Below are 24,267 nucleotides of genomic sequence, written 5' to 3' on the forward strand. Positions count from 1 at the left end.
TGTAGCTAGTTCAATGCGACTGTAAATTCGGAGTTCGGTGCGCCAGCAAATACAACCGTTCCATTCTCTGGTAGTTTCACTTTGTTATTATCACTAACGACGGTAAAATTGACGCATACTCCATTCTCATCATACACCGCGAATGAACTTCCTGATGGCAACTCCACATTCATCGTTTTCCCTGCTGCCTCTTGCGGGACCGTAAACCATTTCGCATGCCCATTTTTTTGCAATGTAACTTTTGATAATCGACCTGTATCAAGGGGTTTTACGTTAGATTCACTGACGTATAAAAAGCTGGACATCTCCATATATTCAGTACCATCCTCTGTATAGAAATGGGCTTCCTTTGTATCCCGCCCATTCATCACAGGAATTTGAATTTGATGCGTCGCCGTATTCGGACCTGTAATTTTTTTGCCGTCCCAATATCCATCCTTGATCGTAATTTGTGTGTTAAGAGGCATTAGTTGTCCTAGATAGTTCATAGAATTAAATTTTTCGTTAACGAGATAGAACTTGCCACCCTCGCGCTTCGCCCATGCAGCAGCTGTTTTCTTCGGTAACACATTGTTTTCTAATTTCTGGGCTAAATAGTGAGTCAGCACATTTTGCCCCAATCCCGGTGATAATTCATATGTGCTCTCTCTCAAATAAACTTTTCCATTCTTCTCTGTGACGAAGTTAAGCTTGGAAGTACCCTTCTCATTTATAAAGCTTCCATCCGCCGTATATACATATTTTTCTTCCGGTTTAGTTGGTAAAACCAGTTCTCCCTTCTTCGTAATTTCTATTTTGAAATGGCTATAGCTATTTCCATAAAACCCTGCTTTTTTTACCACGTCTTGAGGCACTTTAGCCTTGACGGGCTTTCCGAAGGATTTATCTGGCTTTATATCCTTAATTGTCCCTTTCTCTTTAAGCCTAGCTAGCAGTAATTTATTTGCCAACAGTTGATTTGTCATGCTGCTGCCGCCGGAGGACAATACAGCTGCTGCCATCTTCTGTTCTGGAAGCACGACCAATGTAGCATGTTGCAGTATCGTATCCCCACCCTTAGTCAACGCTTTTATCCCATATTCACTGAATGGGTATAGTTTCACACTATCCCAGCCAAGTCCATAGTTGAACACATTTCCGCTATCTCCCGGCCACATTCCTTTTTTATATTCTTCTTGTTCCATCGCCTTGACTGCTTTATTAGAGAGAATTTCTTTTCCCTGTCCCATAAATATTTGTGAGAATCGCACCACATCTTCTGCAGTAGAAGAGATTCCTCCCGTACCAATTAGATTCACCATTTCACTTGGTAGCTGTCCCTGGTATGTCGGAGAATACAGTCCAGCCCGCTTTTCGTCTTCCCATTTGTCTTGCGATGTTATCGTATGATTCAGTTTTAATGGCTCTGTAAACTTTTGATGTAGAAATTCAGTAAAACTCATACCGCTGACTCTTTCTACCAAGATCTCAGCCAGTGTAAAACCGTCATTACAGTATACTGAGAACGCACCAGGGTCTGCCTTCAAGTTTTGGTTGGACAATTGTTGCAATAATATATCATGGGCGTAAGCATCATTATCTTTAAATAAAAATGCATTATTGAACGTCGAACCTTGCAAACCCGAGGAGTGATTCAACAGCATACGCGGTGTAATACGCTTATATCGTTTATCTTTCATTTTAAAATCAGGAATATAGCGGGCAACAGGAGCATCCAAATCAACTTTTCCTTCGTCTACCAGTTTCATAACAGCCGCAGCTGTATATACTTTACTGGTTGAACCAATTCCGTATAGAGTATCTTTGGTTAGTGGCTCTTTCCCTTCTATGTCGTTCTTACCTGTCTGCCCCGACAAAATAAGTTTACCATTATCAATCAGCGCATACTGTACACTAGTCGTCTCATAGGACTTCGTGAGCAGTGCAGCGTTCTCTGCAGCAATCTTCTCCAAATCTTTGCTAGCAACTTCTTGGCTAGATACAACCGGAGTCTTACTGCTAGAAGACGCTATCGCTCCTGTTGGTAGACTCATCGTTAGAGCTAAGGTAGCGGCTAACACTCCAGATAATTTATTTTCCATAAGAAAAATTCCTCCTTAGATAAATGATCGATTTCATCTTTTATTTGTTCAATTACAAACATCACATAAACTACTATTCTGGCTTTATCCCTACTGTCTATATTCAACAAGTAAAATACTTTTAAAAAGACCAGTATTCTCGGCTCTACCCATACTGTTCAAATTGCCGTCAACATATGCCCCTCCAGCAAAAGTATCAAATCCTAGAATAACATCTGTATGTTCCCATATCGGGACACCGTTAGGAAATATAATTTCATAGATTCCTAGACCATATCCATTGATTCTTCCCTTTCCTGTAGGAACTGTAGTGAGTATTCTGTTCTTTCAGTAATTGCCACCAATAGAATGCTCTTATTACTAGTTTGTTTTTCGTATAAATGTATCCTATTTACCCTCCCTCTTTTACGCTTCTCTATATTTGTATCCTACACAATAAAAATTTCTTTTTTCTTATCCATTTCTTACAATTTCCTTACGTTCAAATCACTTCTATAATTAGATAGGTTTTATTTTAAAATCTCCAGGATAATAAGTGCATATATAATCCCACGATTTTATAGAAGATGGATTAATAACCTTTCATGCACATCTCTAATATTCCCTTAGATTCCACCCTCAACCTTTACCACAGTTCCAACTGGCATCAACACTTCTTCACATTCTTATAAGTGGAAGTCATTATTTCATATTCATCATTGTAAAAAGATAAAACGAGAACTGAAACACCCCCTAATATAATTGACGTTGTATGAGCTTTGATTGATAGCGACGGGGTACCGCCAGTATTTCGGAAAAAACCACACTAAGGGTATACAAGGTTTTATACAGTTTTTCAGTTAATCCAATAAGAGACAAGAACCCTAAAACCGCACCAGGATAGGAAAGTATAAAAAATGCATAGATCCATAGAACAAAAAAAAGACGATTCCCTTGTAAAATTAGAGAACCGTCTTTTTCTTCGCTATCGATAACAAAAATCAAGTACGTAATATTTTATTTGTCGATATTTTTTCAATCTTCATTATCGATTTCTATTGTACCCGTTCTAGCACTAACCTTTAAAATATTTAACAGATTATCAGGTGTCTTAATTTCCACTTCATATTCAAATTTTGATTGTGCTAAGTTGTCATCTTCTAATTCGAATTCTTTTTTCACATTAATAATTTCTCCATTTGTATGAGCTAAAGAAATTTCACGAACTTGTTTCTCTGTGTAGTTTTCATTCTTTTTTGCATAATTGTAGCCCATACCATAATATCCACCAACAATAGCAATACCACTTACTAAAATAGCAATTACACTTATAATTATTTTCTTTTTATGCTTTAACATTTTCATCCACTCCTTAATGATTACTCCTCTATTCCAAATCTTGCTTCAAGCGCATTTTCTGCTTGCTCTAATTGATCTTCCAGTATATCGTGTTCTTTTTCTTGCGTTTGATATTGTTCAACAGTTATCGTTCCAGCGTGATAATCTGCTTCTAGCTGATTATCAGATAGATCTATCTTGTCATCCAATTGGTCAATTTCTTTTTTTGTTGCCAAGTACATATTTAAGTTATCTTCTTTTGCTCCAACTGGTTTCGTGTTATTTGCCTTTTCTACAATAGATGTAACTTCGTTTTTGAAATCTTGTGTTTGCTTCGTATCATTCGTAGCAGGCTCTGTTTTGTTTGGTTCTTGTTGTAGTTGAGCAACTTCTTTTTGTAATTTATCATTTTCCACTTTCAGTTGTTGCACTTCTGTATTGTTAACAGCTTGAGTAGAACAAGCTGTTAACAATACACAAGATATCGCTCCAATCAGCATCCATTTTCGCATTCTGTTTTCCTCCCTTTACATGTGCACCTTATCCTTGCCTTTATATTACTGAACAAACATTAAAGGAAGATTAATGTATAAAAAAATAAAGTGAAGACTTTTACGGGTAGCCCGACTTCCCCTAACTCCCTCGCATTCGCCGAATTTTGAAGGAGGAGTCTTACTGCCCGTTAATGCTGGATAAAATGATATAATTAAATCGTTTCTAATCTTGCTTTAATGTTTTTGAATTATAGTGATACATATTAATAAGAAGAAAAGGAGAATGTTAATGCGAGTTCTTATTGTCGAAGATGAACAAGACTTACAAAATATATTGGTAAAACGATTAAATGCAGAACATTATAGTGTCGATGCATGTGGGAATGGAGAAGATGCCTTGGATTATATAAACATGGCTACCTACGATTTGATTGTGCTTGACATTATGATTCCAGGAATAGATGGTTTACAAGTATTACAAAGATTACGCGCGGACAATAATACAACTCCTGTCTTGCTTCTTACAGCTAAAGATACAATTGATGATCGTGTAACAGGACTCGACTTAGGTGCGGATGATTATTTAGTAAAGCCGTTTGCTTTTGACGAACTGTTAGCAAGAATTCGAGTGTTAATGCGAAGAAAAACAGGAAATACATCTAATGTGTTTGAAATCGCTGACCTAGTGGTAGATTGCAATATGCATAAAGTAACACGAGGAGACCAAGTTATCACTCTTTCCAGTAAGGAATTTGCTATTTTAGAATATATGATTCGTAATAAAGAAGTTGTGCTGACACGAGATAAAATTGAGCAACATGTGTGGAATTACGACTATGAAGGTGGCTCAAATATTATTGATGTTTACGTCCGCTATCTTCGCAAAAAAATTGATAGCCAGTTTGAAACGAAGTTAATTCATACAGTACGAGGAACTGGTTACGTATTGCGAGTAGAATCATGAAAAGACTATCAATAAAAATGAGAGTAACCCTGTGGTATACGGGGCTAATTGTAATTATTATGGCACTCGTGTTAGCTTTTATTTTAACTTCTTCAGATAAAGTTTTGCTTTTTAATATGAAAGATCAATTAAAGAGCACAGTAAAAGAAAGCATGGAAGATATCAAATATAAGCATGGGCAGTTAAAGATTGACGATGATTTTGAAACCTTAGAAGATGGAGTAAATATTAGTATTTATAGTAAACAAGGTGAGCTGTTAGTAGGACATAGTCCAACAAGCTTTAATAAAAAGATATCGCTTAAATCCGATGAAATACAAACCATTAAAGACGGCAATAAAGAATGGATAGTATATGATTTTCTCCATAATGCAGGCGGCGATGAGCAAGTCTGGGTTCGTGGAATAATGACTATGAACCAATTATCCTCAACGATGAATACGCTTATCGTGGTAACAATCATCTCATTCCCATTACTTATTCTTATTGCGGCATTCGGAGGATATTTTATCACGCAAAGGGCATTTCGACCTGTGCAACAAATGAGTGATTCAGCTAGTAAAATTGGTGATGGTAAAGACCTTTCGAAGAGAATTAATTTACAAGGTTCACCGAAAGACGAAATGTATCATTTAGCACAAACCTTTGACAAAATGTTTGAGCGATTGGAGACATCATTTGAAAGTGAAAAACAATTTACATCTGACGCATCTCATGAATTAAGAACACCAACATCTGTTATTATTTCACAATGCGAATACGCTTTATCGCAGAAGAATAATCCGAAAGAAATGGAAGAATCGTTAGAAGTAATTTTAAAGCAATCACGTAAAATATCCACTCTAATCTCACAACTTTTATTATTAGCAAGAGCTGACCAAGGAAAACATAATACTTTCCAATTTGAATGTATCAATATGAGTGAATTAACGGAAATCGTCGTAGAAGAGCTCTCATTAATGGTACAAGAGGCTTCGATTGATATAACAATTAATATAGAGAAAGACCTATTTATTAAAGCCGATCAAACATTGATGATGCGTTTATTAATGAATTTACTAACGAATGCGATTGCTTATAGCAAAGCGAGTGGAACTGTGAATATGCAACTATTCCGTGATGAAACCAACATAATAGGTAAAGTCTCCGATAATGGCATCGGCATCAGCGAGCAACATATTACTAAAATATGGGACCGCTTCTATCGAGTTGATGCAGCACGCACATCTTCAAACATCGGAAACACAGGTTTAGGATTGTCGATGGTAAAATGGATTGTCGAACTACACGGAGGAGAAATTACGGTTGAAAGTAAATTAGGAGAAGGCAGTACTTTTACATTTAAACTACCAATTGAAAAAAGAGCATAATTTATACGTGTCTGTCGCTTCAGAATAAAGATTGATTCAAAGGCTCTCTACAATCCTTATGTAAAAATAACTGACGCATTTTAAACATCATCGATTTTATCATTTTGGACAACCTATTCTGTTAAATTAATATACATGCGAAAAAACTATCAAAATAAAACCCCAGAAATCCAATGGTCTCTGGGGCTTCATTATATATTTAGCTCTTTTTGCTTTTTGTTTTGTTTATGTCTATAGAGCAATTTTCGACTTATTAGAGAAATCACTAATAAGGTCAGAATTAATAAGATAAGTTGCATAAATGATAAATCAAAATATTTAGCACCTGTAACGATTAAAAGTGTAGAAATCGTGCCTTTTACAACGAAAAAAATAATAACCCATAACCCGCCTTTTTTCCAGTTCATTTTATATTACCCTTTCCTACGTTTAAATTCTTAAAATATTTAATGATAGTTCGTAAATATGACAACTTAATAGAAATCTATTATATTAACAAAAAATTCATGTCTAATTAAATGCGACGATTCTATATTAAGTGAAAATGATATTCATTGTCAATTTTATTGATTATTTGAATACTTATTCTCAATCTCTTTCTACTTTGTTTCTTATAAGCAATACACTTTTATATTCAAACAAAAACACCTCCATTACATTTGCACACTTAGTATGCGAATGCAAGAGGTGTTTTTTCATATACCATCAGGTAAGATTTCCTGCTTTGTTTATTTCTAGATACGTAGCTATTTTTTAGTACACAATTACTGGATCATACGTGTTCAAACTATCATATACAGTTTTTGCAACATTAGGAAGAAGGTTCACACACCCACCTGATCCACCTGTTAAATAAGCATTATTTGCCCAGTCTTTTCGCCAGCCGGCATCGTGGAATCCTTGACCGCTATTTGTGAATGGAACCCAGTAATCTACTTTAACCGCATAATCAGCTTTCCCTACTGCGCTACCTCTTAGCGTGTATGGTGTTCGTTTGTATAGGACGTACCACACACCTGGTGATGTATCTTCACCCGTGCTATGTTTACCCGTTACTACATTTGTTGTAACGACTAATTTTCCATCTTTATAAATCCAAATTTGTTGCTCTGCAATTGAAACTTCCGCATACGTGTCTCCGATGCCATTATTCGCTGTTGTTTTATAACCGATACCTTCCTTCTCCCAACCATTTCCGTGAATATTAGAAGCAGAAAGCGACTTTTCGCCTTTCTCAAAGGCTTGTTGAACTTGTTTAGTTTCTTTTTCAACATCTAATGCCCAGCCGTAGCCTTGCCCTTTTACTGATATAACTGAACCGGAATGCGTTTTAAATGAGAAATCTTTATTTAATGTTGATTTGGCATTATTAATTTCAGTAATTTTCTTCTTAATGTCACTCGCATCAATTGTAACTTTCATATCCTTTGACATAGAGGCATTTTGAATTAAATCTTTCGCTTTTAAAGGATAAACTTCATCCTGCACTTTATACTCAACAGACTGCCCAAGAAGATTCTGTAGTGCTTTCTCCTCTTTTTTGACAATTGGATCGTCTTCTTTAATAGGTTTTATGTATGCAGACTTCAGGTGAATTTCGCTTTTATATTTTTGCTTATCGTAATCTTTTAGTAGACTAGTAACGTCATACTGTTTTCCTTCAACACTTTTCGAAATAACTATTTTTCCTTGTTCTAGCTTCGCCATAGCATCTTGAGGCGCTTTTAATTTTTCATTCATAGAGATGAGCGTTTCTTCTACAAGTTTTTTCATCGTTTCACTACGATACTGATCTGCCTTCTCTGGTAGTAATGAATAATTTTCTCCCTTTGAGGAAGGGAAAAATGTCCACTGACTTTTTAATAGTTTCTTAACTTGAGGCAAATCTTTTTCCGTAAGTTCCGTTTTTGTATCTTTTTCATCTAAAATTTGTTGTTGATCAACATAGACTTTGTTTGCTAGTCCAGATGTCTTTAATTTCTGTATTGCCTGATCAGCGCTCAGACCACCAACTTTTGTGTCATTAATTGTAACATTCGAATTGAAGTGAGTTGCCTGATAATAACTCATTCCCCCAATAAGAAGTGCAATTACACCAATACCCACTGCGATAAACTTCCAATTTGTATAACGTTTTTTTGATCTTACTCGTTTTTGATCAATTTCTTCAACTGATTCATTTGTTGTATTGTTGTTCATCAATCTTTCCCCCGTATGCATTAACGTCAAACGATTTTCAACTAAAATCATAGACTAGTGTACCTTATTTTTCCTAAAATTTCATTATTTCCGACCACATTTTATCGCAATTCATCGATTAAATTTAGATTTTTTAATGGTACGATGCATTGAACATCCCTTTACAAGTCATAAAGTGAAATTTCAATCAATCGTTATACATCAAGAAAATTAGCTAAATCTTATTCAGAAAATTTTTCCTCTTTACGTAAAATACGAATTATATTCTCCATTTTATGAACATCAACCCCTAATTTTGTCAAAAAAATAAACGATAGTCCTTCTACATTTTTGATAAAAGGACTATCGTTTTTTCAGTTAGAGTATTTGTATAATCGTTTAACTTTTTATTTCCTGAAGGTCTAACGTGATGAAGATGATGAAATTTCATCTCATAGCCTTTAAATGAAAAACATTATGTTTTTTATGACAATCAAGTTTATTTTTATAAATTAAACCCTTAGCTTGATGCCTCTCATATATCCAGCAGCCTAAGATTAAGTAAGAGTCCGTTCAACTAGATTTTTTCTAATATTTTTAGGAGCATCTTATTTCTCCTTGGCATATTTCACCAATTTTATTTAAAATACATCCATATGCTATTTAGTAAAATTTACGATTCGAGACGTAATTATTGCAGTAATCAAGATAATAATAGCGGTTATCAAGCCAGATTCTCCAATCCAAATCTCAGTTTGATACCCTGTACTTGCACGTGTGAAAGGTCCTTGAATAATGGCATTCCAAGTAGCATGGATGATAACCGAAGGCCAAATGCTACCTGTGATAAGTCGTAAATAAGCTATAATATAACCGAATGGTACAATACAAAGATAGATACCAAGTACTGAAAGAACGACAGATGGTCCCGCTACATATAGACCAGCAATAACTATTGGAACATGCCACGTTGCCCAAATCAATCCACTAATAAGGATGGGCCGTGAAAACTCTGCATCGACTAGCCTTGTGAGCATATAACCTCGCCAGCCCATTTCTTCTCCCAAAGCCGGGATTAAGCCAAGCAAACTTCCGAAAATGCCGCTCAATACTACTAGATAAATGAAGTTGAATGGTGCCGTTACATACTGAAGCCCAAGCATATTGTAGATCGGTTCTAAAATAAACATACCAACTTCGGGATACTGAAACCCCGCAATTCCGCTCAACCAGGCGATAGAATAAGTAATTCCACAAATAATCATAGGGATTAGCAGAGCAAAACCAATCCCTTTCCATATCTTTAAGTTACCGAGACTAAAAGATACATCTTTAAACCCTTCTTTCAGTATTATGCGAGTCAAAATAGAAGATAATGCTGGGGTAAACATATATACCACAATAAGCGGCATACTTTTCGTAATTATTACTACTACATTTAGGATAATAGAAGTAATGATTAAGATACTCAAAAAGAGTTGAAGTCCTATTTTAGCACGTTGGATTTTATCTTTATTGTGGAACGATTTTGCGTGTAATATCATTTTAATCCGCCCTTCCCCTTTCATTCACTTGTTTATCGAATTTACTTCTTGTCATTTCCACAGACACAACTTAGAATAAAAATGTTTTTGTATACAGATTCATTCATCTTTAAAATCCCTCCCCAATTTATAGTCTAGTCTTACTTACGACTCATCAATGTAATTATTATTTATAAGTTGTCATAACCGATAGTACAAAAGTGTAATGATTAGTCTATGACCTGTGTCAATTAACCTTATGACAATATGTAACTAGAAAATATGATATGGGATAGATAACAATTGAATTAAGGCAATTGATACGTGCAAGTACATGAATCAATCTTGCTTTTAAAAATAATTCAATTGGGGTGAAAAAAATGAATAAGAAAAGAATAATTGCAATGGTTAGTACAGCTTTATTAGTCACAGGATGTGGGGAAGTAGGAAACGCTCAAACGGTAGCAGTCGAAAATTCAGGTCAATCAATCCAAAAAAATATAGTTAAATCAATACAATCACAGGCTAACCCATTAAAAACGATAGATCCGTCAAAACCATTTGAGGATTTAAAACCACTTAAGAAAATGATTGGGAGCGCGCAATATGTGGGGTTAGGAGAGAATACTCATGGAAGCTCTGAAATTTTCACTATGAAATTTCGCCTTGTGAAATATTTGGTTACTGAGGTGGGTTTTACAAATTTCGCAATGGAAGAAGATTGGGGAAACGGCTTAAAGCTAAATGAATATATCCAAACAGGAAAAGGAAACCCTAGGGAGTTTTTAAACTTGTTATATCCTACTGATGAAATTATAGCCATGATTGAGTGGATGAAAGATTATAATGCCGATCCATCCAATAAAAACAAGATCCAATTTATCGGGCTCGACTTAAAGGAATTGGACCAAGGTTGCTTTAATAAAGTAATTGATTATGTAAAGCTGCATCGACCAAATTTGCTGGCAGAAGTAGAAGAAAATTATAAAGAATTGTCGGCTTTTAATGGAAGTACACAGGAATATATGGACCTTGCTCCTGAAATAAAAGAAAAGTTCAAAGCAAACGCTGAGAGAGTAGCTCGATTACTAAAAGATGAGAATAAACAAGCCAACACAGAAATAGTTTCACCCGAGTACATCTGGGCGAAAGCAACGGCAAGTGCAATAGAGAAATTTACCACAATGCTAATTCCTAACGACTATCCAAGTATGTTAAAGCTACATGAGCAATACTTGGCCGATCATGCAATGTGGGCACAAGAAACATTTGGTGGTAAAACGATGGTATGGGGACACAATATTCATATTGCTAAAGGAATTATCGATGAGAAATTATACCCTTATGTTGCGGGGCAATTTTTGAAGGAACGTTTAGACAATAATTATGTCACAATTGGTAGTACAACTACGAAGGGGAATTTCACCTTATACAGCGAATATGATCCTTCTACTGGAGGTAAGATTACAACGCGTGCGATTCCACAAAATGTAAATAGTTTTAACTATACCCTCGGAAAAGTACCATATAACATGTTTTTATTGGATAACCGTCACCTTAAAGGACAAGCAGAGAAATGGGTTAAAGCCAAAAGACCATTACTAAGTATAGGGGGACAAATATTCCCAAACGAATCGACATACTTTGATAAATCATTGCTTGAGCAATTTGATATTATTTTTCACATTCGAAAAACAAGTCCATCTCATATTAAATAAAAGTACAAAACAATCCCGTTCTTGCAAATGCAAAAACGGGATTGTTTTGTGGAGGATTAATAAAATGAAACTTTATTCAGTAGGGGTTTTGTTCATCCCAACTGATTATCAGCCCTCACCAATCGGGCTTTTACGGACAGCCCGACCCCCACCTAACTTCTTTGCTTCCACCTGAATTTTGAGGTGGGGGTCTTACTGCCCGGCAAATAGCGGGATATAAGCATCTTTTTAACCAGCAGTAGGCTGCTCTCCCCTTTTTAGCATCATTTAGAAATGTCATATGACACTTTTACACTAGTGAGAATGACAAAAAAAACAGTATGATTCGGTTATTACATAGATAGGAGCGATGAACTTTATGAAATCAAAATTCATCCAGAATGGTTATTTTTTATTGCTAACTTTCGTTACAGGATTGTTTTATTTTTGTTTTTATCTAATAGCTCTGCTATTTAGTTTCACCCTTTCATTTACTGTTGTTGGGATTCCATTAATTATGCGCGTACTACAGACTACCACACACTTTATCCAATTCGAGCGCATACAGACGAAAATTTATACAGATATTTCAACAGACTCTTACGATAGAAATATAACAATGGATACATCGAACTGGGCTCAGGTGAAATTAGTGCTTACAGATCGTTGTACTTGGTCTGCTGTCTATTGGTTAATGCAGAAATTTGTGATTGGCATTTTCAGTCTTATTAGTGCAATCATTTTTTATGTAATGCCACTTATGTTCCTGTTGGCACCACTACTGTATCGATACATCGATATGAATATTATATTCATACAGATAGATACGTTTGCCAAGTCACTCTTTGTAATGTTTATGGGTATAGTATTTACCGCCATAAGTATTAGAATAGTAGAAGGTTTGACACAGAAAATTGGGGGCTATACACGTAGTATGATTCAGCAACTAAATCAATAGAAGTTTGCAGTCTGTGAGTAGTATCGCAGTTTTAAATTAAAAAGTATAATAAGGCATGAAGGATTAATTTATACTATAGGAAGTAAAAAGGTAGGCTATTTAGGGGGTAAATGACTTGTTAGATATGGTTAAGTATTGGTTTTGGTACGATTGGATTATGTTAGGAGTCCGTATACTTGTTAGTGTCTCTATCGCCATAACCACATTAGATTTTCAGGATCGTTTAACATTGCCACTTTGGATTGTTATTTTTTGGGAGGTTGTTGCCTTCTCGATTCCATGGGTAGCCTTACTGTTCAATTACAAATATTACTTGTTCACAGAAATACTGCTATATGGTGGACTGTGTATATATTTAACCTCTTTATTTCCGGAAGCTAACGTTACATTTCTGATATCGGCTTTTCTAATTGCTGCGAATAGTAAGCATTTGTCCTATTATTGGACAGCTCCAACAACAGTTTTTATAACAACTGGAATTCTCTATGCGGTTGCGCCAAGTAATAGCTATTGGATTTTGGTTACCTACTATGGACTTGCTTATGTAATGGGCTTCGCTTTTCATTTATTAATCGTCAATCATAAACAAAATGAATCAATTCGTAAACAAAACGCGGTACTTGAGCAATATATGTCTCAGATTGAACGCATCACACTGGCGGAAGAACGGAACAGACTGTCGAGTGAGCTTCATGATACAGTTGGTCATGCTTATACTTCTATTATTATGGGGATGGAAACGTTGCGTACCGAACTTTCTACTGAAATGGGTATACAGAGGCTAGACTCTCTGCTTGAAATGGGACGGAAAAGTATCGAGGACGTGAGAGGTTACCTACATCAAATGGATTCTTCATGTCAATCGCCTTCCTTAATTCAATCTCTACAAAATCTTGGAGCCGAATTTCAGGAGCACGCTCAGGTAAATGTAAGTTTTAGGACATTCGGAGAGGAATATCAGCTGTCTCGGCAAGCGAAGATCGCATTCATTCGTTGCTTACAAGAGTCCCTTACGAATGCAGTACGTCATGGTCAGGGGACTGAAATTATAGTTTCATTGCAGTTTGACGAACAATATACGAGGTTAGAAGTTCAAGATAATGGAAAAGGAAATGTAGAATGGCAGGAAGGCTTTGGTATGAATGCGATGAAAGAACGGGCAATGAACTTGCAAGGTCAATTGTCTGTATATACAAAGCCAGAGGAAGGAATGCTTGTTACATGTACCATACCGCGACAAACTGAAATAAAAGATGGACTTATTCGTTTGTTAATTGTAGACGATCAACCATTTGTTCGGGAAAGTTTGAGGACACTACTCGATAGATATGAAGATTTAAATGTAGTCGGTTTAGCTGAGGATGGCAATGAAGCCATCGATTTGTGTGGGCGCCTTCAACCCCATGTTATACTTATGGATTTAGATATGCAGCACATGGATGGAGTCGAAGCAACCAAAAAAATCAAGCAACAATGGCCACATATCCGCGTATTGATTTTCACAACTTTTCAGGATACCGAACAGGCGTTGGAATCCCTTCGCAACGGTGCGGATGGTTTTTTACTCAAATCTATTGAAACATTGGAGCTAGCTAATACGATCCGACTTATTCACAAAGGTGGGACACTGATTGATCAGGGAATGTCTCACAAAATATTTGAGAAGTTTGATGAGCAAAAAGAGACACCACAATCAAAAGCAACCGCTTATGAGCTAACAGCTAGGGAGATAGAAATATTGCAGCTAGTGGCAAAGGGACTTCGATACACTACCATAGCATCAAGGTTATATTTATCGAATGGTACGGTCAGAAATTATGCTTCCACAGCTTATACAAAGCTAGGAGTCCGCAACAAAGAAGAAGCTGTTCAAAAGGCTCTAGAAATTGGAATTATTGAATAAGAAAAATGTTTTTTGTTTCTCTACAGCAAGGTAAAATGTAGTTACAAGATACAGTAAAGGATAAAGTGAAACTTTAATCAGTGGGAGTTTTGTTCATCCCCCACTGATTATCAGCCCTCACCAATCGGGCTTTTACGGGCAGCCCGCCCCACCTCACTTTTTTGCTCTCGCTGAATTTTGAGGTGGGGGTCTCACTGTCCGTTAATGCGGGATAAACTTATGAATTTAGTTGAATATTATTTTTGATAGGTAATTTTTTTGAAAAATTTAACCCTGTTTTAAAAAATTTAAATAGCGTTACTACATATTGAATGTAGCAACGCTATTGTTTTCTATATTAGAAATTAAACATCTTTATTATCGCTATACGGAAGACAGTTTCAGGTCTTTTCATGTGGGAATTCCTCTAAACCAGTCCCCCCTAATTCACTTGTTGTCTCTGAAAATAGTCATTTAAAAATATAGTTGCTAATTTCATTTCACTCTTCCTTGCACCCAAGTGGCAATATCATTTATAACATACTCTGGGATATTAGCAGGACTATACTATTCATCCGATTGACTTAATTCTCCTTCTCCTTCTGTAAAGAAGTGATTTAACTTTTGATACAGTCAATAATCAATGTTATCTCTCTCTTTTAATTGTTATTTCCAAAAAGGATTATCTATCATTCTTTATAAATTGCAAAATTTAAGGTCGGCAAAGGATTTCTATTTTTTATAAACAGGTGGAATGCTTTGTGGAAAATTGAAAATATCTTCTGGATCGTATTTAGCTTTCACTTGAGTCAATCGTTTAAAGTTTTCACCATAATATAAATCCGACCAATCTTTCATTGAGAGGTCAGGTGTGTTAACATAGACACCTTTCGTAAAAGGAATTAACGCGTGACGAAAAGCTTCTACCCAACGAATCCCTTGTGCAGCTCCCTCAGGTTTGTCCCAAGTGGAAAATAACACCATATTCATTAGAGCTTTTCGATAAAAATAAGCAGTTGCTTCCTCGGGTACTGCAGAAACAGTCCCCCCTAAGCCCTGAAAAAATATAGAAACAGTAGAATTAGGTGGAGATTGACTCATAAAATGTTGAATCGTAGCAATACCTTCTTCAGGTAATAAAGAATCCATAAAAGGTGCTACGCTTTTAAATGGAAAAGGAGTTGTAGGCTGATGATTGGATATTAACGTTATAGCTTCTAAATAAGAGAGTTCTTTTATGTCTACCTTTATAGGTGATCCAATTTTGAGAAGTGGTTGTATCAATTTCTGTAAGTCTGTAACTGATCCATGAAAAATCCCATGCATCAACACAGGAGCTGTCTTTTCTGAAGACAATAATAATGTAGGAGTAAAGCGTTTATCAGAAGTAGGTAGAGTATACTTTTGCCATTCCTGTATAACGGCTTTTAAATCTTGATGCCTCCAACTAACTTCAACAAAACCAACAGTCTTAATTTCCTGAGTACGAAAGCGAAAAGATGTACAAATACCGAAACTTCCGCCTCCACCACGTAAAGCCCAAAATAGATCAGGATGCTCCTGATCATTAACCTGCAATACACAGCCGTTAGCATCAACCATTTCTATTTCTACGACATGATCAAGTAGTAGTCCTAATGGTCGAGAAAGAATACCTTGCCCACCACCTAGCGCTATTCCTGCGATAGCTGGTTTAGGACAGACCCCATTAGGAATAGCTAATCCCTCTTTCCCAAGAAGCTCAGCTAGATGGAGATTTTTACAACCAGCTCCTACTGTAACAGTTTTTGATGTTGGATCTATTTTTATTTGATTTATCTCACTGACATCAATTACAATACCACCATCTAAAACTGACAAGCCTTCATAATTGTGCCCTCCTGAACGTACTCGGATAGGTACGTTATTATGTAACGACCATCGTACTGCATTCACAACGTCTTGAGTATTTTGTGCAAAGACAATAACAAAAGGGAATCTATTAAAAAATGTGTTGAACGCTTGACGTGCTGAATCATATTGCGCTTCACCAGGCGATACAATACGTCCTGTTAAACTTATATTTTCATCATAGAGCATATAGAAACCTCTCTCTCCGTACAAAAATTTTTAATGCTATCATGCTAATAATATGTATGTAAAAAAAAGTAAGAACCGCCAATTATATTGGTGATTCTTACTTTTTTTCATAAAATTAAACAAATCCGTGCAGCTTTTAAATCGACAAAAGCCGTTTTTGAGCCTTTATTTTTACTATATGGCGTAGTGACGCATACATACCTATCAACCTTGCTTGATGGTGATAGGACACGGCAACAATCCTTTCTCTTTCGGGCTACTCATTATAAATAATAGATTTTCAGGGTGAAACTTTAACTTATGAGATTATAGCATTACAAGCTTTAAAGAAAACTCATACAAATTAATCCTATTAAATAAAACTTGCCAATGGCCCCTAAAAGTAGTAATCGTTGCCGCGCCCCTTCTTAGATAAAAGATAAATTTTTAATTTAAAATCTAAAATAAATAGTTTATGGACTGTAGTGCTAGTCCACCTATTATTTCTAAATTTCTTGTACCCATTCAAAATAATCAATAAAACGAGGTCCGATTATGTCTATACTTCGTATAAATAACATCATTACATTAATCTTTTTTCGGGAGTACAATCCCTTTATATAATTGAACTGTAATCAAGTAATAAATCGAGTAAATTACTACAAAAATAACAAGTGGTAACCAAATACGAAAGTACGGATCGATTAAAAGCGATCCAAACATGTTCATACCAACTAATATGTGAGTAATCCCCACAATTGCTGGGAATAAGAATATGAAGAATAACTCTTTATAGATTGATTTTGTTAATAATTCTCGGCGAACACCAATTTTACGAAGCATTTGATAACGTGCTACATCTTTTGATGCTCCCGACAGAACTTTAAACATTAAGCAACTTGCCATCATTGCTAAAAATGCAACTCCAACGAAAAAGCCCATAAACATTAGTCCGCTGGAAAAATCATGACTCGTAATATATTTTTGATACTTACTATCCAATTCTTCCGCTTTCACATTTTTATATTTTGCTATCTGTAATTCATCAAGTTTTTTCCATTCTTTTATGTATGATCCAAAATCATCTGTTTTCCCTATAAATACAGTACTTTCTTTACCCTTCAACCCATCGTATATGTTTTGTTCTACAATTTTGATTTCATAATCAGGATACATATAATTTGGCTGGATCGTTCTGAAAGCCTGAATCCATTGTTTTGTGTCGATCTCTCCTTTAACCCATTTTATTGAAAATGCACCAATTGGTACTTCCTCTGAAACTTTCTCTATTTTCATACCTTGCAAGAAAGGACGATTTTTTTCTACATCTTCTTTAAGATAATAAACATACCTATCATCAACTTTGTAATGGTATTCAAATTTTTCTTGAAATAAGATACCACCCAAAATTGTCTTTTCTTCCGCAGTTGGATTATGAATGACTGAATCGTAAATTCGCATTTGATCTGTCATGTTTATAATGTTGTTTTTAAATGCCATACCACAAGCAATTCCACCAGCACCAAGAGCCACTAAAATTGCTACTGTTGCAAGCACATTTGTTAGACTATTAATGCGGAAATTTAATTGTGCAAAAGTAAAAGCATTGAGGCCTTTTTCACTACGTTTTTTATTACTCTTTAGCTTGTTAATCATAACTGGAAGAAGGGATCCAAATATAAGGTAAGTACCAACGGTTGCTGAGATTAATCCGACGGCCATTAATCCCAAAGCAATTAGCGGATTTGCATATGACATATAGATCAGTGATGCATAACCAATACCTAATAAAAGAATACCAAGGAATGCAATTACAACTGTCATTTTTCCTTTTATGGCAACACGTTCTGTTTGTGCATCTGCATGTACAAGTTGCAGTACAGAAATACGCGATAATTTAATACTATTCATAATTGCAGATAATACAAATAGTGCAAAGAAGAAGACGCAAGTAATAGCTATTGATGGCAGATAAAATGCTTTATAACCTTCACCAGCAAACTCGAGTTGTTTCATTAATAGCTGACCGATACCTTCTGCAAGTCCTACACCAATTGTAATTCCAATCAAAAGAGAGGTGGCACCTAATATGATTGTTTCAATGAACATAAGTAAGGTAACTTTATGCTTTTTTGCTCCTAACATCATATACATACCAAATTCTTTTTGACGAAGAGCTGATAAGAAAGAGTTTGCATATAAAATATAGAAAAATGTGATAATCGCTAACAAAACGGAACCAATTTTAAAGACAGCCACAATATCCCTAATAGAAGAGTTAGATTCAAGGAACGTTTTATTGGATGCTAGCGTTTGAAACATATAAAAAGTTGAAATAGAGACAATAAGACCAACAAGTAAAACAATGTAATCTTGCAACTTACTTTTTAGGCCTGACATAGAAAGCTTAAATAACATGATTGAACTTCCTTCCTTACGCTTTTTCTGTGCCTAAGTTTGCAAGCACATCTAAAATTTCTTTATAGAATTCTTCACGGGTACTACCGCGATGAATTTCTTTATATAACTCACCATCTTGAATGAATAAAATACGTTGACAGTAACTTGCGCTGTAAGGATCATGCGTAACCATCATAATGGATACACCTTGCTCTTTATTTAAGCTTGTCATGGCATTAAGTAAACTCGTTGCATTTTTAGAATCTAGGGCTCCAGTCGGCTCGTCTCCCAAAATAATTGCTGGTTCATGAACTAACGCACGTGCTGCTGCGGAACGTTGCTTTTGTCCACCAGATACTTCAGAAGGATATTTTTGAAGTATAGCTGTAATGCCTAACATATCAGCTACTTTTTCTACTTTCTTTCCAATATTACGAGATGAAACACCTTGAAGTGAAAGTGGGAGTGCGATATTTTCATAGATAGATAAATTCTCCAATAAGTTAAAGTCTTGGAAAATGAATCCTAACTTTTGTGAACGAAAATCAGAAAGTTCACCCTGCTTCATCCTCGTAATATCCGTTCCTGCAATTTCAACAACGCCGCCTGTCGCTTTATCTAACGTTGAAATTACATTTAATAATGTTGTTTTACCAGAACCAGAAGGCCCCATAATACCGACAAACTCCCCCTCTTGAATTGAGAATGATACACCTTTTAATGCATGTGATTGATTCTCACCTTTTTTACCGTACAATTTTTGAATGTTTTTTACATCTACAACTGACTTTATCATTTATATCCTCCTACATTTTTTATTTCATTACAATAAGCTACTACGTTTGTTTACTACTAATAAAATAGTCATATTGCATTCACCCTAAAGCTACAATGAAGTCTTTCCTTTTTTCTTCTTTGCTCACCTCATCACTTTGAATACACCCATGATAAACTATAAAAATTAGGAAACACCCTGTAAAATCCTTAAGAATTCTTAAGTTTTATAAAAAAAGCTTATGGAACCTGTAATTCCATAAGCCGTTCTATTTGATTGGATGTTCAACAATAAAGGACATCCAGCCATCTTTATATTCTGCATGTATATTACCATCATGAAGTTCAACAATTCTTTTTGAGATAGCAAGTCCCAGTCCATTTCCTTGATTATTTTTTCTTGCCTTATCACCCCTGAAAAACCTTTCAAACAATTTATTTGGATCGCTAACAGGCGATCTCTCGACTTTATTTGATACTTTTAAAATTGCTTTGTTATCCATTAATTCAAGACATATGAATAATTGGGATGGTTTCATGCTGTACTTTATCGCATTCATAAACAGATTTTCATATACACGTACCATTTTTTCTGCATCTATGAAGATAGGTATTATTTCTTGTGTAATTGATTTTTGAACGATTAAACTTTCCTTTTCAAATATAGGAATGTATTCTCCAACTATTTGCTCCAACAGACCTGATAAATCAACTTCATTAAGATTTAACTTAGCATCTATGCCTGATAAACGAGTATATTCAAACAGCTCATCAATTAAATATTTCAGTCTCTGTGACTTTGAATAAGTGGTTTCAAGGTATTCCTGTAATTGTGTGTTATTGTTGTATTGCCCTCTTTTTAATAAATCTAAATAACCAATAATAGATGTCAACGGTGTGCGTAAGTCATGAGATACGTTAGTTATGAGCTCATTTTTTGTACGTTCTAATCGTCTTTCTTGTTCAAATGTATTTTCCAATTCCTTAGACATATAGTTGATATTTTTAGCAAGTTGGGTCAATTCGTCCTTCCCCTTAATCCCAATTGTTAGACCTAGTTTTCCATTGGCAATATCATTCACGTTATCAGAAATAAGCTTCAAATATACTATTTTCTTTCGAACCAATATCAAAAAAAGTATAATAAAGGTAAAGATTGCGAACGCGAATAAGAACAACATTGCGACATTGAATTCAAACATACCAAATTCTTCGTGTTTTATAAATAATGGATCTATGACGTATGCCAAAATGAGGATTGTTAAACCAAATGAAATAAAAAAACTAATTGCAACAGCACCAAGAAGTTTTATAATGATCTTATTTCTGAAACTAACATTCTTCATATTTTATACCCAATTCCCCAAACAGTTTTAATGTAAATGGGATGTTTAGAATCCTCTTCAATTTTGTCTCTTATTTTTGTAATATGCACCATGACGGTATTGTCTGATTTATAAAAAACCTCTTTCCAAACTGCTTCATATATTTTTGCTACACTCAGGACAATCCCTTTATTGCGGGCAAGTAGTTCGAGAATAGCAAACTCTTTTGGAGTTAACCTTGTTTCTTTTCCTCTTACCCATACTTGACGTGTATCTGTATTTACGGTTAAGTCACCAATTTCTAGAATGCTTTTATTATGTTCTACGGACGTATTGTATTTTTTAAATCTTCTTAATTGGGATTTCACTCTAGCGATTAATTCTAATGGGTTAAACGGTTTTGATAAATAATCATCTGCACCAGAGGCTAGGCCCTGAATTTTGTCTATATCCTCAGATTTTGCAGATAGCATAATGATAGGCATATTGCGATCTTCCCTAATTTTCATACATGCTTCAATGCCATCCATATTCGGCATCATAATATCTAAAATAACCAAATCAAATTCCTTTTCTTCTAACAGTTGTAAAGCTTGTATAGCATCTTCTGCCTTTTGAGTTTTTAGGCCTTCATTTTCTAGATATACAGAGATAAGATTTCTAATCTCTTTATCATCATCAACAATAAGAATTTTTGACTCCATATTATTCCTCCACATTAAATGCAATAAGTATACAATAAAGCATATATTTGTTGTTACTTAATTAATAAACTTACTAGAGATAGTTTCTATCTTTTTTTCTTTAATTAAGACGATTCTTTGTAAAATACACAAAAAGACCGTCACAGTATTGTGACGGAAAAACAGGAAAATTTCAATAACTAATACTATTATTATTTATTTTTAGCTTTTAAGACGCCCAGCGCTATTTTGGTTGCTTCTGCAATAAGCTTATCATCGTATTTAGCATCCTCTTTATCATGATTAGAAAGTATCGCAAGAACAATTGGTTTTTTATTTGGTGGCCAAATAATTGCGATATCATTTCTGGTTCCATAAGATCCCGAGCCCGTCTTATCAGCTACTTCCCATCCTCCTGGAACTCCAGCACGAATTAAGTTGTCTCCGGTAGTATTCCTTTTCATCCAATCTATTAATAAATCCCGTTTCTCAGTTGAAAGTACATCTCCTAACGCAAAAGCCTGAAGACTAGTAGCTAATGCCTTTGGGGTACTAGTATCATGTACGTCTCCTGGATGCACTTCGTTTAACTCTGGTTCAAAACGTTCAGGATTTGTAACGGTATCTCCTATTTCTCTCAGTGATTTTTTGAATTCGCTAGGTCCACCTAATTGTTTAAGAATAAGATTTTGTGCAGTATTATCACTATATCGAAGGGAAGCATCTGCAAGCTCTTTCAGAGTCATCCCCCTATCAACATACTTTTCTGTAATTGGATTGTAATTAACAAGATCTTCACGAGTATACAAAACTCTTTGATTTAGATCTTCTATTGATTTCTTTTGTAAAAGTACTCCCACAGCTAAAGCTTTGTGGGTAGATGCGTATGCAAACCGTTTATCTGATTGATACGTAACGGTTTGATTCGTATCAGTATCCAATGCATAAATACCAAGTTTAGCATCAAATTCTTTTTCAAGTTTAGCAAAAGAATCATTACCAGTAGTTTCTTGTTTGATTTGATTTGTTTGTTTCGTTTGTTTAAGTGATTCAGATTGAGTATTACCATCGGAACAGCCTATAAGCGTTGCACATGAAAGAAATACTACAGGTACCATCTTTTTGTAATGTAAAATGTTAAAAAACTTGTTTAAGACTATCATACATTTTCAACCTCTTTCAAGAATATATAGTTTTTCTAGGTGTTATACATACCGACACAATGAAAAAGTCTATCGGATATCACTCTTCTTGCATCTCACTTTTCATAAAGTGAAATGCAAGAAGCCCTCACCAATCGGGCTTTTACGGGTAAATAGCGGGATAAAATGAGCGAATTATCATGAACACCTGTTTTATACGTATACTTAATAGACAACTTAAGTAACAAGTTTGTTCCATTTTTATCAGTAGTCGTATCTAGAAACCTAAAAAAGTCCATTTAGAAGATCTAAATGGACTTTTTTACTCATATAATCCTATCTATAGTTAAACGAATAAGATTAAATAAATTTAAATTTTCTTGCTTTATCTACTAAACTGTTTAGGCATTTCTTTAACGTGCTTATCATCATCACGCCAATCATAGGTTTCTTTCTGTGAAATATCTAAAGTTTGATCTCCAATTCTAACAATATTCTTATTTACCCATTCAATATATGGATCGGTATCTGGATAATTCCAATATATATTTTTCTCTGAATCTGTATCAAGGTTAACTAATTCACCCCTAACAGCATCCGCACTTAATGATCCTGCATTATGAAAATAAGTCTTGATGAGATATTTTCCATCTGGAGATTTCACTGTTCGAATTAATTCCCCTTTTGGAACACCTTGCAAACTAAAAAATTTCCAATATCCAAACCCAATTATAATTACTAACATAGTAATTATAGTTAGTAATACTTTTCTTTTTGTTTTTTTAATTTCACCTTTTGTATTTATAATACTCATTCAACTCCATTCCATAGAACTAATACCATATTATACCATTAAATAAATGGTATAATATATCAAAAATAAAAATCCTCCCGTAATAGTATTATAAAAAGGGCATGTGATGGTCTCCCTATTTATAAAGTGAAACTTTAATCCCACTCACCAATCGGGCTACCCGTTAATGCGGGATAAACATGAAAATTCCCCTTTAAGAAAAATATAAAAAATCAGACAGTATACTTGAATTGCTCTTCGCAAGAGAATATACTAATAAAGCAGGCTATGACGTTCCTTCCTTCTAACTTCTTTGGCGAAATAGGGATGTTACTTTCCTGCTAAACACATAGGCTATGACAATTCTTCCTTCTTTTCCAGAAATTTCAAATAGTTTTAGAGTTGTCAATTCCCTATGAAAAATAATTAGACTATAAAACCTCTTTCTTCTTTGGGATTGAATAAACTTTAGTTTATCAACCATTGATGTAGAGGTTTTCTTTTCTTAATTAACAAATTACCACTTAACAACTAAATGTTATACCCCTAATTTTTCACTAAAAAATAGCTATGTAACCTCTGTGTATTTTTCTACAATTAGTGTGTTTATGCATGTAAAAATAAAAAT

At 34.9% G+C, this 24,267-nt stretch carries 18 protein-coding genes and 1 pseudogene; 5 read left to right on the plus strand and 14 right to left on the minus strand.

Annotated elements, in window-relative coordinates; all coding sequences use genetic code 11:
• Window positions 1-5: 5 nt before the first annotated feature.
• From CN409_RS01375 to CN409_RS01395, 3 genes are all read right to left on the minus strand, one after another.
• On the minus strand, window positions 6-2,081 hold the full coding sequence (locus CN409_RS01375; protein WP_000428443.1) for a serine hydrolase domain-containing protein: 2,076 nt from the start codon (window positions 2,079-2,081) through the stop codon (window positions 6-8).
• Between the two features lie 1,014 nt (window positions 2,082-3,095).
• Entirely contained in the window at window positions 3,096-3,419 is a 324-nt protein-coding gene (locus tag CN409_RS01390) for a PepSY domain-containing protein (RefSeq protein ID WP_000912129.1), read from the minus strand.
• Window positions 3,420-3,439: 20 nt separating this feature from the next.
• Entirely contained in the window at window positions 3,440-3,910 is a 471-nt protein-coding gene (locus CN409_RS01395; RefSeq protein WP_001233663.1) for a hypothetical protein, read from the minus strand.
• 271 nt (window positions 3,911-4,181) lie between these two features.
• On the opposite strand from CN409_RS01395, the gene CN409_RS01400 reads away from it, so the two are divergent.
• Complete coding sequence (locus tag CN409_RS01400; RefSeq protein WP_001264526.1) at window positions 4,182-4,856, plus strand: response regulator transcription factor; 675 nt, start codon at window positions 4,182-4,184, stop codon at window positions 4,854-4,856.
• A complete protein-coding gene (locus CN409_RS01405) occupies window positions 4,853-6,226 on the plus strand; it encodes a sensor histidine kinase (RefSeq protein ID WP_002162747.1) in 1,374 nt (457 codons plus the stop codon). Before CN409_RS01400 ends, CN409_RS01405 begins: the two co-directional genes overlap by 4 nt.
• 191 nt (window positions 6,227-6,417) lie before the next feature.
• Here the strand turns inward: CN409_RS01405 and CN409_RS01410 are convergent, their stop codons facing one another.
• From CN409_RS01410 to CN409_RS01425, 3 genes are all read right to left on the minus strand, one after another.
• Window positions 6,418-6,633, minus strand: a complete 216-nt coding sequence (locus CN409_RS01410; protein ID WP_001104104.1) for a hypothetical protein — start codon at window positions 6,631-6,633, stop codon at window positions 6,418-6,420.
• A 346-nt stretch (window positions 6,634-6,979) separates the two neighbouring features.
• Window positions 6,980-8,425: a L,D-transpeptidase family protein gene (locus CN409_RS01415; protein ID WP_001064072.1), complete on the minus strand. Its 1,446-nt coding sequence runs from the start codon at window positions 8,423-8,425 to the stop codon at window positions 6,980-6,982.
• A 638-nt stretch (window positions 8,426-9,063) separates the two neighbouring features.
• On the minus strand, window positions 9,064-9,948 hold the full coding sequence (locus tag CN409_RS01425; RefSeq protein ID WP_000600467.1) for a CPBP family intramembrane glutamic endopeptidase: 885 nt from the start codon (window positions 9,946-9,948) through the stop codon (window positions 9,064-9,066).
• Window positions 9,949-10,307: 359 nt separating this feature from the next.
• On the opposite strand from CN409_RS01425, the gene CN409_RS01430 reads away from it, so the two are divergent.
• The 3 genes from CN409_RS01430 (at window position 10,308) to CN409_RS01440 (ending at window position 14,485) form a co-directional block, all read left to right on the plus strand.
• The gene (locus CN409_RS01430) at window positions 10,308-11,645 is read left to right on the plus strand and encodes an erythromycin esterase family protein (RefSeq protein WP_001036177.1); all 1,338 of its coding nucleotides are present in this window, start codon (window positions 10,308-10,310) and stop codon (window positions 11,643-11,645) included.
• Window positions 11,646-12,003: 358 nt separating this feature from the next.
• On the plus strand, window positions 12,004-12,582 hold the full coding sequence (locus CN409_RS01435) for a sensor domain-containing protein (RefSeq protein ID WP_000836848.1): 579 nt from the start codon (window positions 12,004-12,006) through the stop codon (window positions 12,580-12,582).
• Window positions 12,583-12,697: 115 nt separating this feature from the next.
• Window positions 12,698-14,485, plus strand: a complete 1,788-nt coding sequence (locus tag CN409_RS01440) for a helix-turn-helix transcriptional regulator (RefSeq protein ID WP_097981007.1) — start codon at window positions 12,698-12,700, stop codon at window positions 14,483-14,485.
• A 474-nt stretch (window positions 14,486-14,959) separates the two neighbouring features.
• On the opposite strand, the pseudogene CN409_RS01445 reads toward CN409_RS01440, so the two are convergent.
• From CN409_RS01445 to CN409_RS01490, 8 genes and pseudogenes are all read right to left on the minus strand, one after another.
• Window positions 14,960-15,154 (minus strand): annotated as a pseudogene (locus CN409_RS01445) (alpha/beta hydrolase); the annotation flags it as partial.
• Between the two features lie 42 nt (window positions 15,155-15,196).
• Window positions 15,197-16,543: an FAD-binding oxidoreductase gene (locus CN409_RS01450; protein WP_000964999.1), complete on the minus strand. Its 1,347-nt coding sequence runs from the start codon at window positions 16,541-16,543 to the stop codon at window positions 15,197-15,199.
• Window positions 16,544-17,110: 567 nt separating this feature from the next.
• On the minus strand, window positions 17,111-18,940 hold the full coding sequence (locus CN409_RS01460; protein ID WP_000897822.1) for an FtsX-like permease family protein: 1,830 nt from the start codon (window positions 18,938-18,940) through the stop codon (window positions 17,111-17,113).
• A 16-nt stretch (window positions 18,941-18,956) separates the two neighbouring features.
• Window positions 18,957-19,718 (minus strand): ABC transporter ATP-binding protein, encoded by a 762-nt coding sequence (locus CN409_RS01465; RefSeq protein WP_097981009.1) that lies wholly within the window; start codon window positions 19,716-19,718, stop codon window positions 18,957-18,959.
• 247 nt (window positions 19,719-19,965) lie between these two features.
• Window positions 19,966-21,042, minus strand: a complete 1,077-nt coding sequence (locus CN409_RS01470; protein ID WP_000800283.1) for a sensor histidine kinase — start codon at window positions 21,040-21,042, stop codon at window positions 19,966-19,968.
• Window positions 21,039-21,725: a response regulator transcription factor gene (locus CN409_RS01475; protein ID WP_000444082.1), complete on the minus strand. Its 687-nt coding sequence runs from the start codon at window positions 21,723-21,725 to the stop codon at window positions 21,039-21,041. The genes CN409_RS01470 and CN409_RS01475 overlap by 4 nt, the downstream gene beginning before the upstream one ends.
• Window positions 21,726-21,916: 191 nt before the next feature.
• Window positions 21,917-22,867 (minus strand): class A beta-lactamase, encoded by a 951-nt coding sequence (gene bla / locus CN409_RS01480; RefSeq protein WP_000636466.1) that lies wholly within the window; start codon window positions 22,865-22,867, stop codon window positions 21,917-21,919.
• A 364-nt stretch (window positions 22,868-23,231) separates the two neighbouring features.
• Window positions 23,232-23,660 carry a DUF5412 domain-containing protein gene (locus CN409_RS01490; RefSeq protein ID WP_000022536.1) on the minus strand — a complete coding sequence of 143 codons (429 nt, stop codon included), beginning with the start codon at window positions 23,658-23,660 and terminating at the stop codon, window positions 23,232-23,234.
• Window positions 23,661-24,267: the final 607 nt, after the last annotated feature.

The organism is Bacillus sp. AFS012607 (genome assembly GCF_002558005.1).
In the GTDB taxonomy this organism is placed as follows: Bacteria; Bacillota; Bacilli; order Bacillales; family Bacillaceae_G; genus Bacillus_A; species Bacillus_A thuringiensis_S.

Excerpts from the sequence above, each read along its gene's own strand:
- CN409_RS01415 (WP_001064072.1), bottom strand. The coding sequence starts at position 8,425 with ATGAACAACAATACAACAAATGAATCAGTTGAAGAAATTGATCAAAAA.
- bla (WP_000636466.1), bottom strand. The coding sequence starts at position 22,867 with ATGATAGTCTTAAACAAGTTTTTTAACATTTTACATTACAAAAAGATG.
- CN409_RS01400 (WP_001264526.1), top strand. The coding sequence starts at position 4,182 with ATGCGAGTTCTTATTGTCGAAGATGAACAAGACTTACAAAATATATTG.
- CN409_RS01390 (WP_000912129.1), bottom strand. The coding sequence starts at position 3,419 with ATGTTAAAGCATAAAAAGAAAATAATTATAAGTGTAATTGCTATTTTA.
- CN409_RS01465 (WP_097981009.1), bottom strand. The coding sequence starts at position 19,718 with ATGATAAAGTCAGTTGTAGATGTAAAAAACATTCAAAAATTGTACGGT.
- CN409_RS01435 (WP_000836848.1), top strand. The coding sequence starts at position 12,004 with ATGAAATCAAAATTCATCCAGAATGGTTATTTTTTATTGCTAACTTTC.
- CN409_RS01450 (WP_000964999.1), bottom strand. The coding sequence starts at position 16,543 with ATGCTCTATGATGAAAATATAAGTTTAACAGGACGTATTGTATCGCCT.
- CN409_RS01460 (WP_000897822.1), bottom strand. The coding sequence starts at position 18,940 with ATGTTATTTAAGCTTTCTATGTCAGGCCTAAAAAGTAAGTTGCAAGAT.
- CN409_RS01410 (WP_001104104.1), bottom strand. The coding sequence starts at position 6,633 with ATGAACTGGAAAAAAGGCGGGTTATGGGTTATTATTTTTTTCGTTGTA.
- CN409_RS01395 (WP_001233663.1), bottom strand. The coding sequence starts at position 3,910 with ATGCGAAAATGGATGCTGATTGGAGCGATATCTTGTGTATTGTTAACA.
- CN409_RS01430 (WP_001036177.1), top strand. The coding sequence starts at position 10,308 with ATGAATAAGAAAAGAATAATTGCAATGGTTAGTACAGCTTTATTAGTC.
- CN409_RS01475 (WP_000444082.1), bottom strand. The coding sequence starts at position 21,725 with ATGGAGTCAAAAATTCTTATTGTTGATGATGATAAAGAGATTAGAAAT.
- CN409_RS01425 (WP_000600467.1), bottom strand. The coding sequence starts at position 9,948 with ATGATATTACACGCAAAATCGTTCCACAATAAAGATAAAATCCAACGT.
- CN409_RS01490 (WP_000022536.1), bottom strand. The coding sequence starts at position 23,660 with ATGAGTATTATAAATACAAAAGGTGAAATTAAAAAAACAAAAAGAAAA.
- CN409_RS01375 (WP_000428443.1), bottom strand. The coding sequence starts at position 2,081 with ATGGAAAATAAATTATCTGGAGTGTTAGCCGCTACCTTAGCTCTAACG.
- CN409_RS01405 (WP_002162747.1), top strand. The coding sequence starts at position 4,853 with ATGAAAAGACTATCAATAAAAATGAGAGTAACCCTGTGGTATACGGGG.
- CN409_RS01470 (WP_000800283.1), bottom strand. The coding sequence starts at position 21,042 with ATGAAGAATGTTAGTTTCAGAAATAAGATCATTATAAAACTTCTTGGT.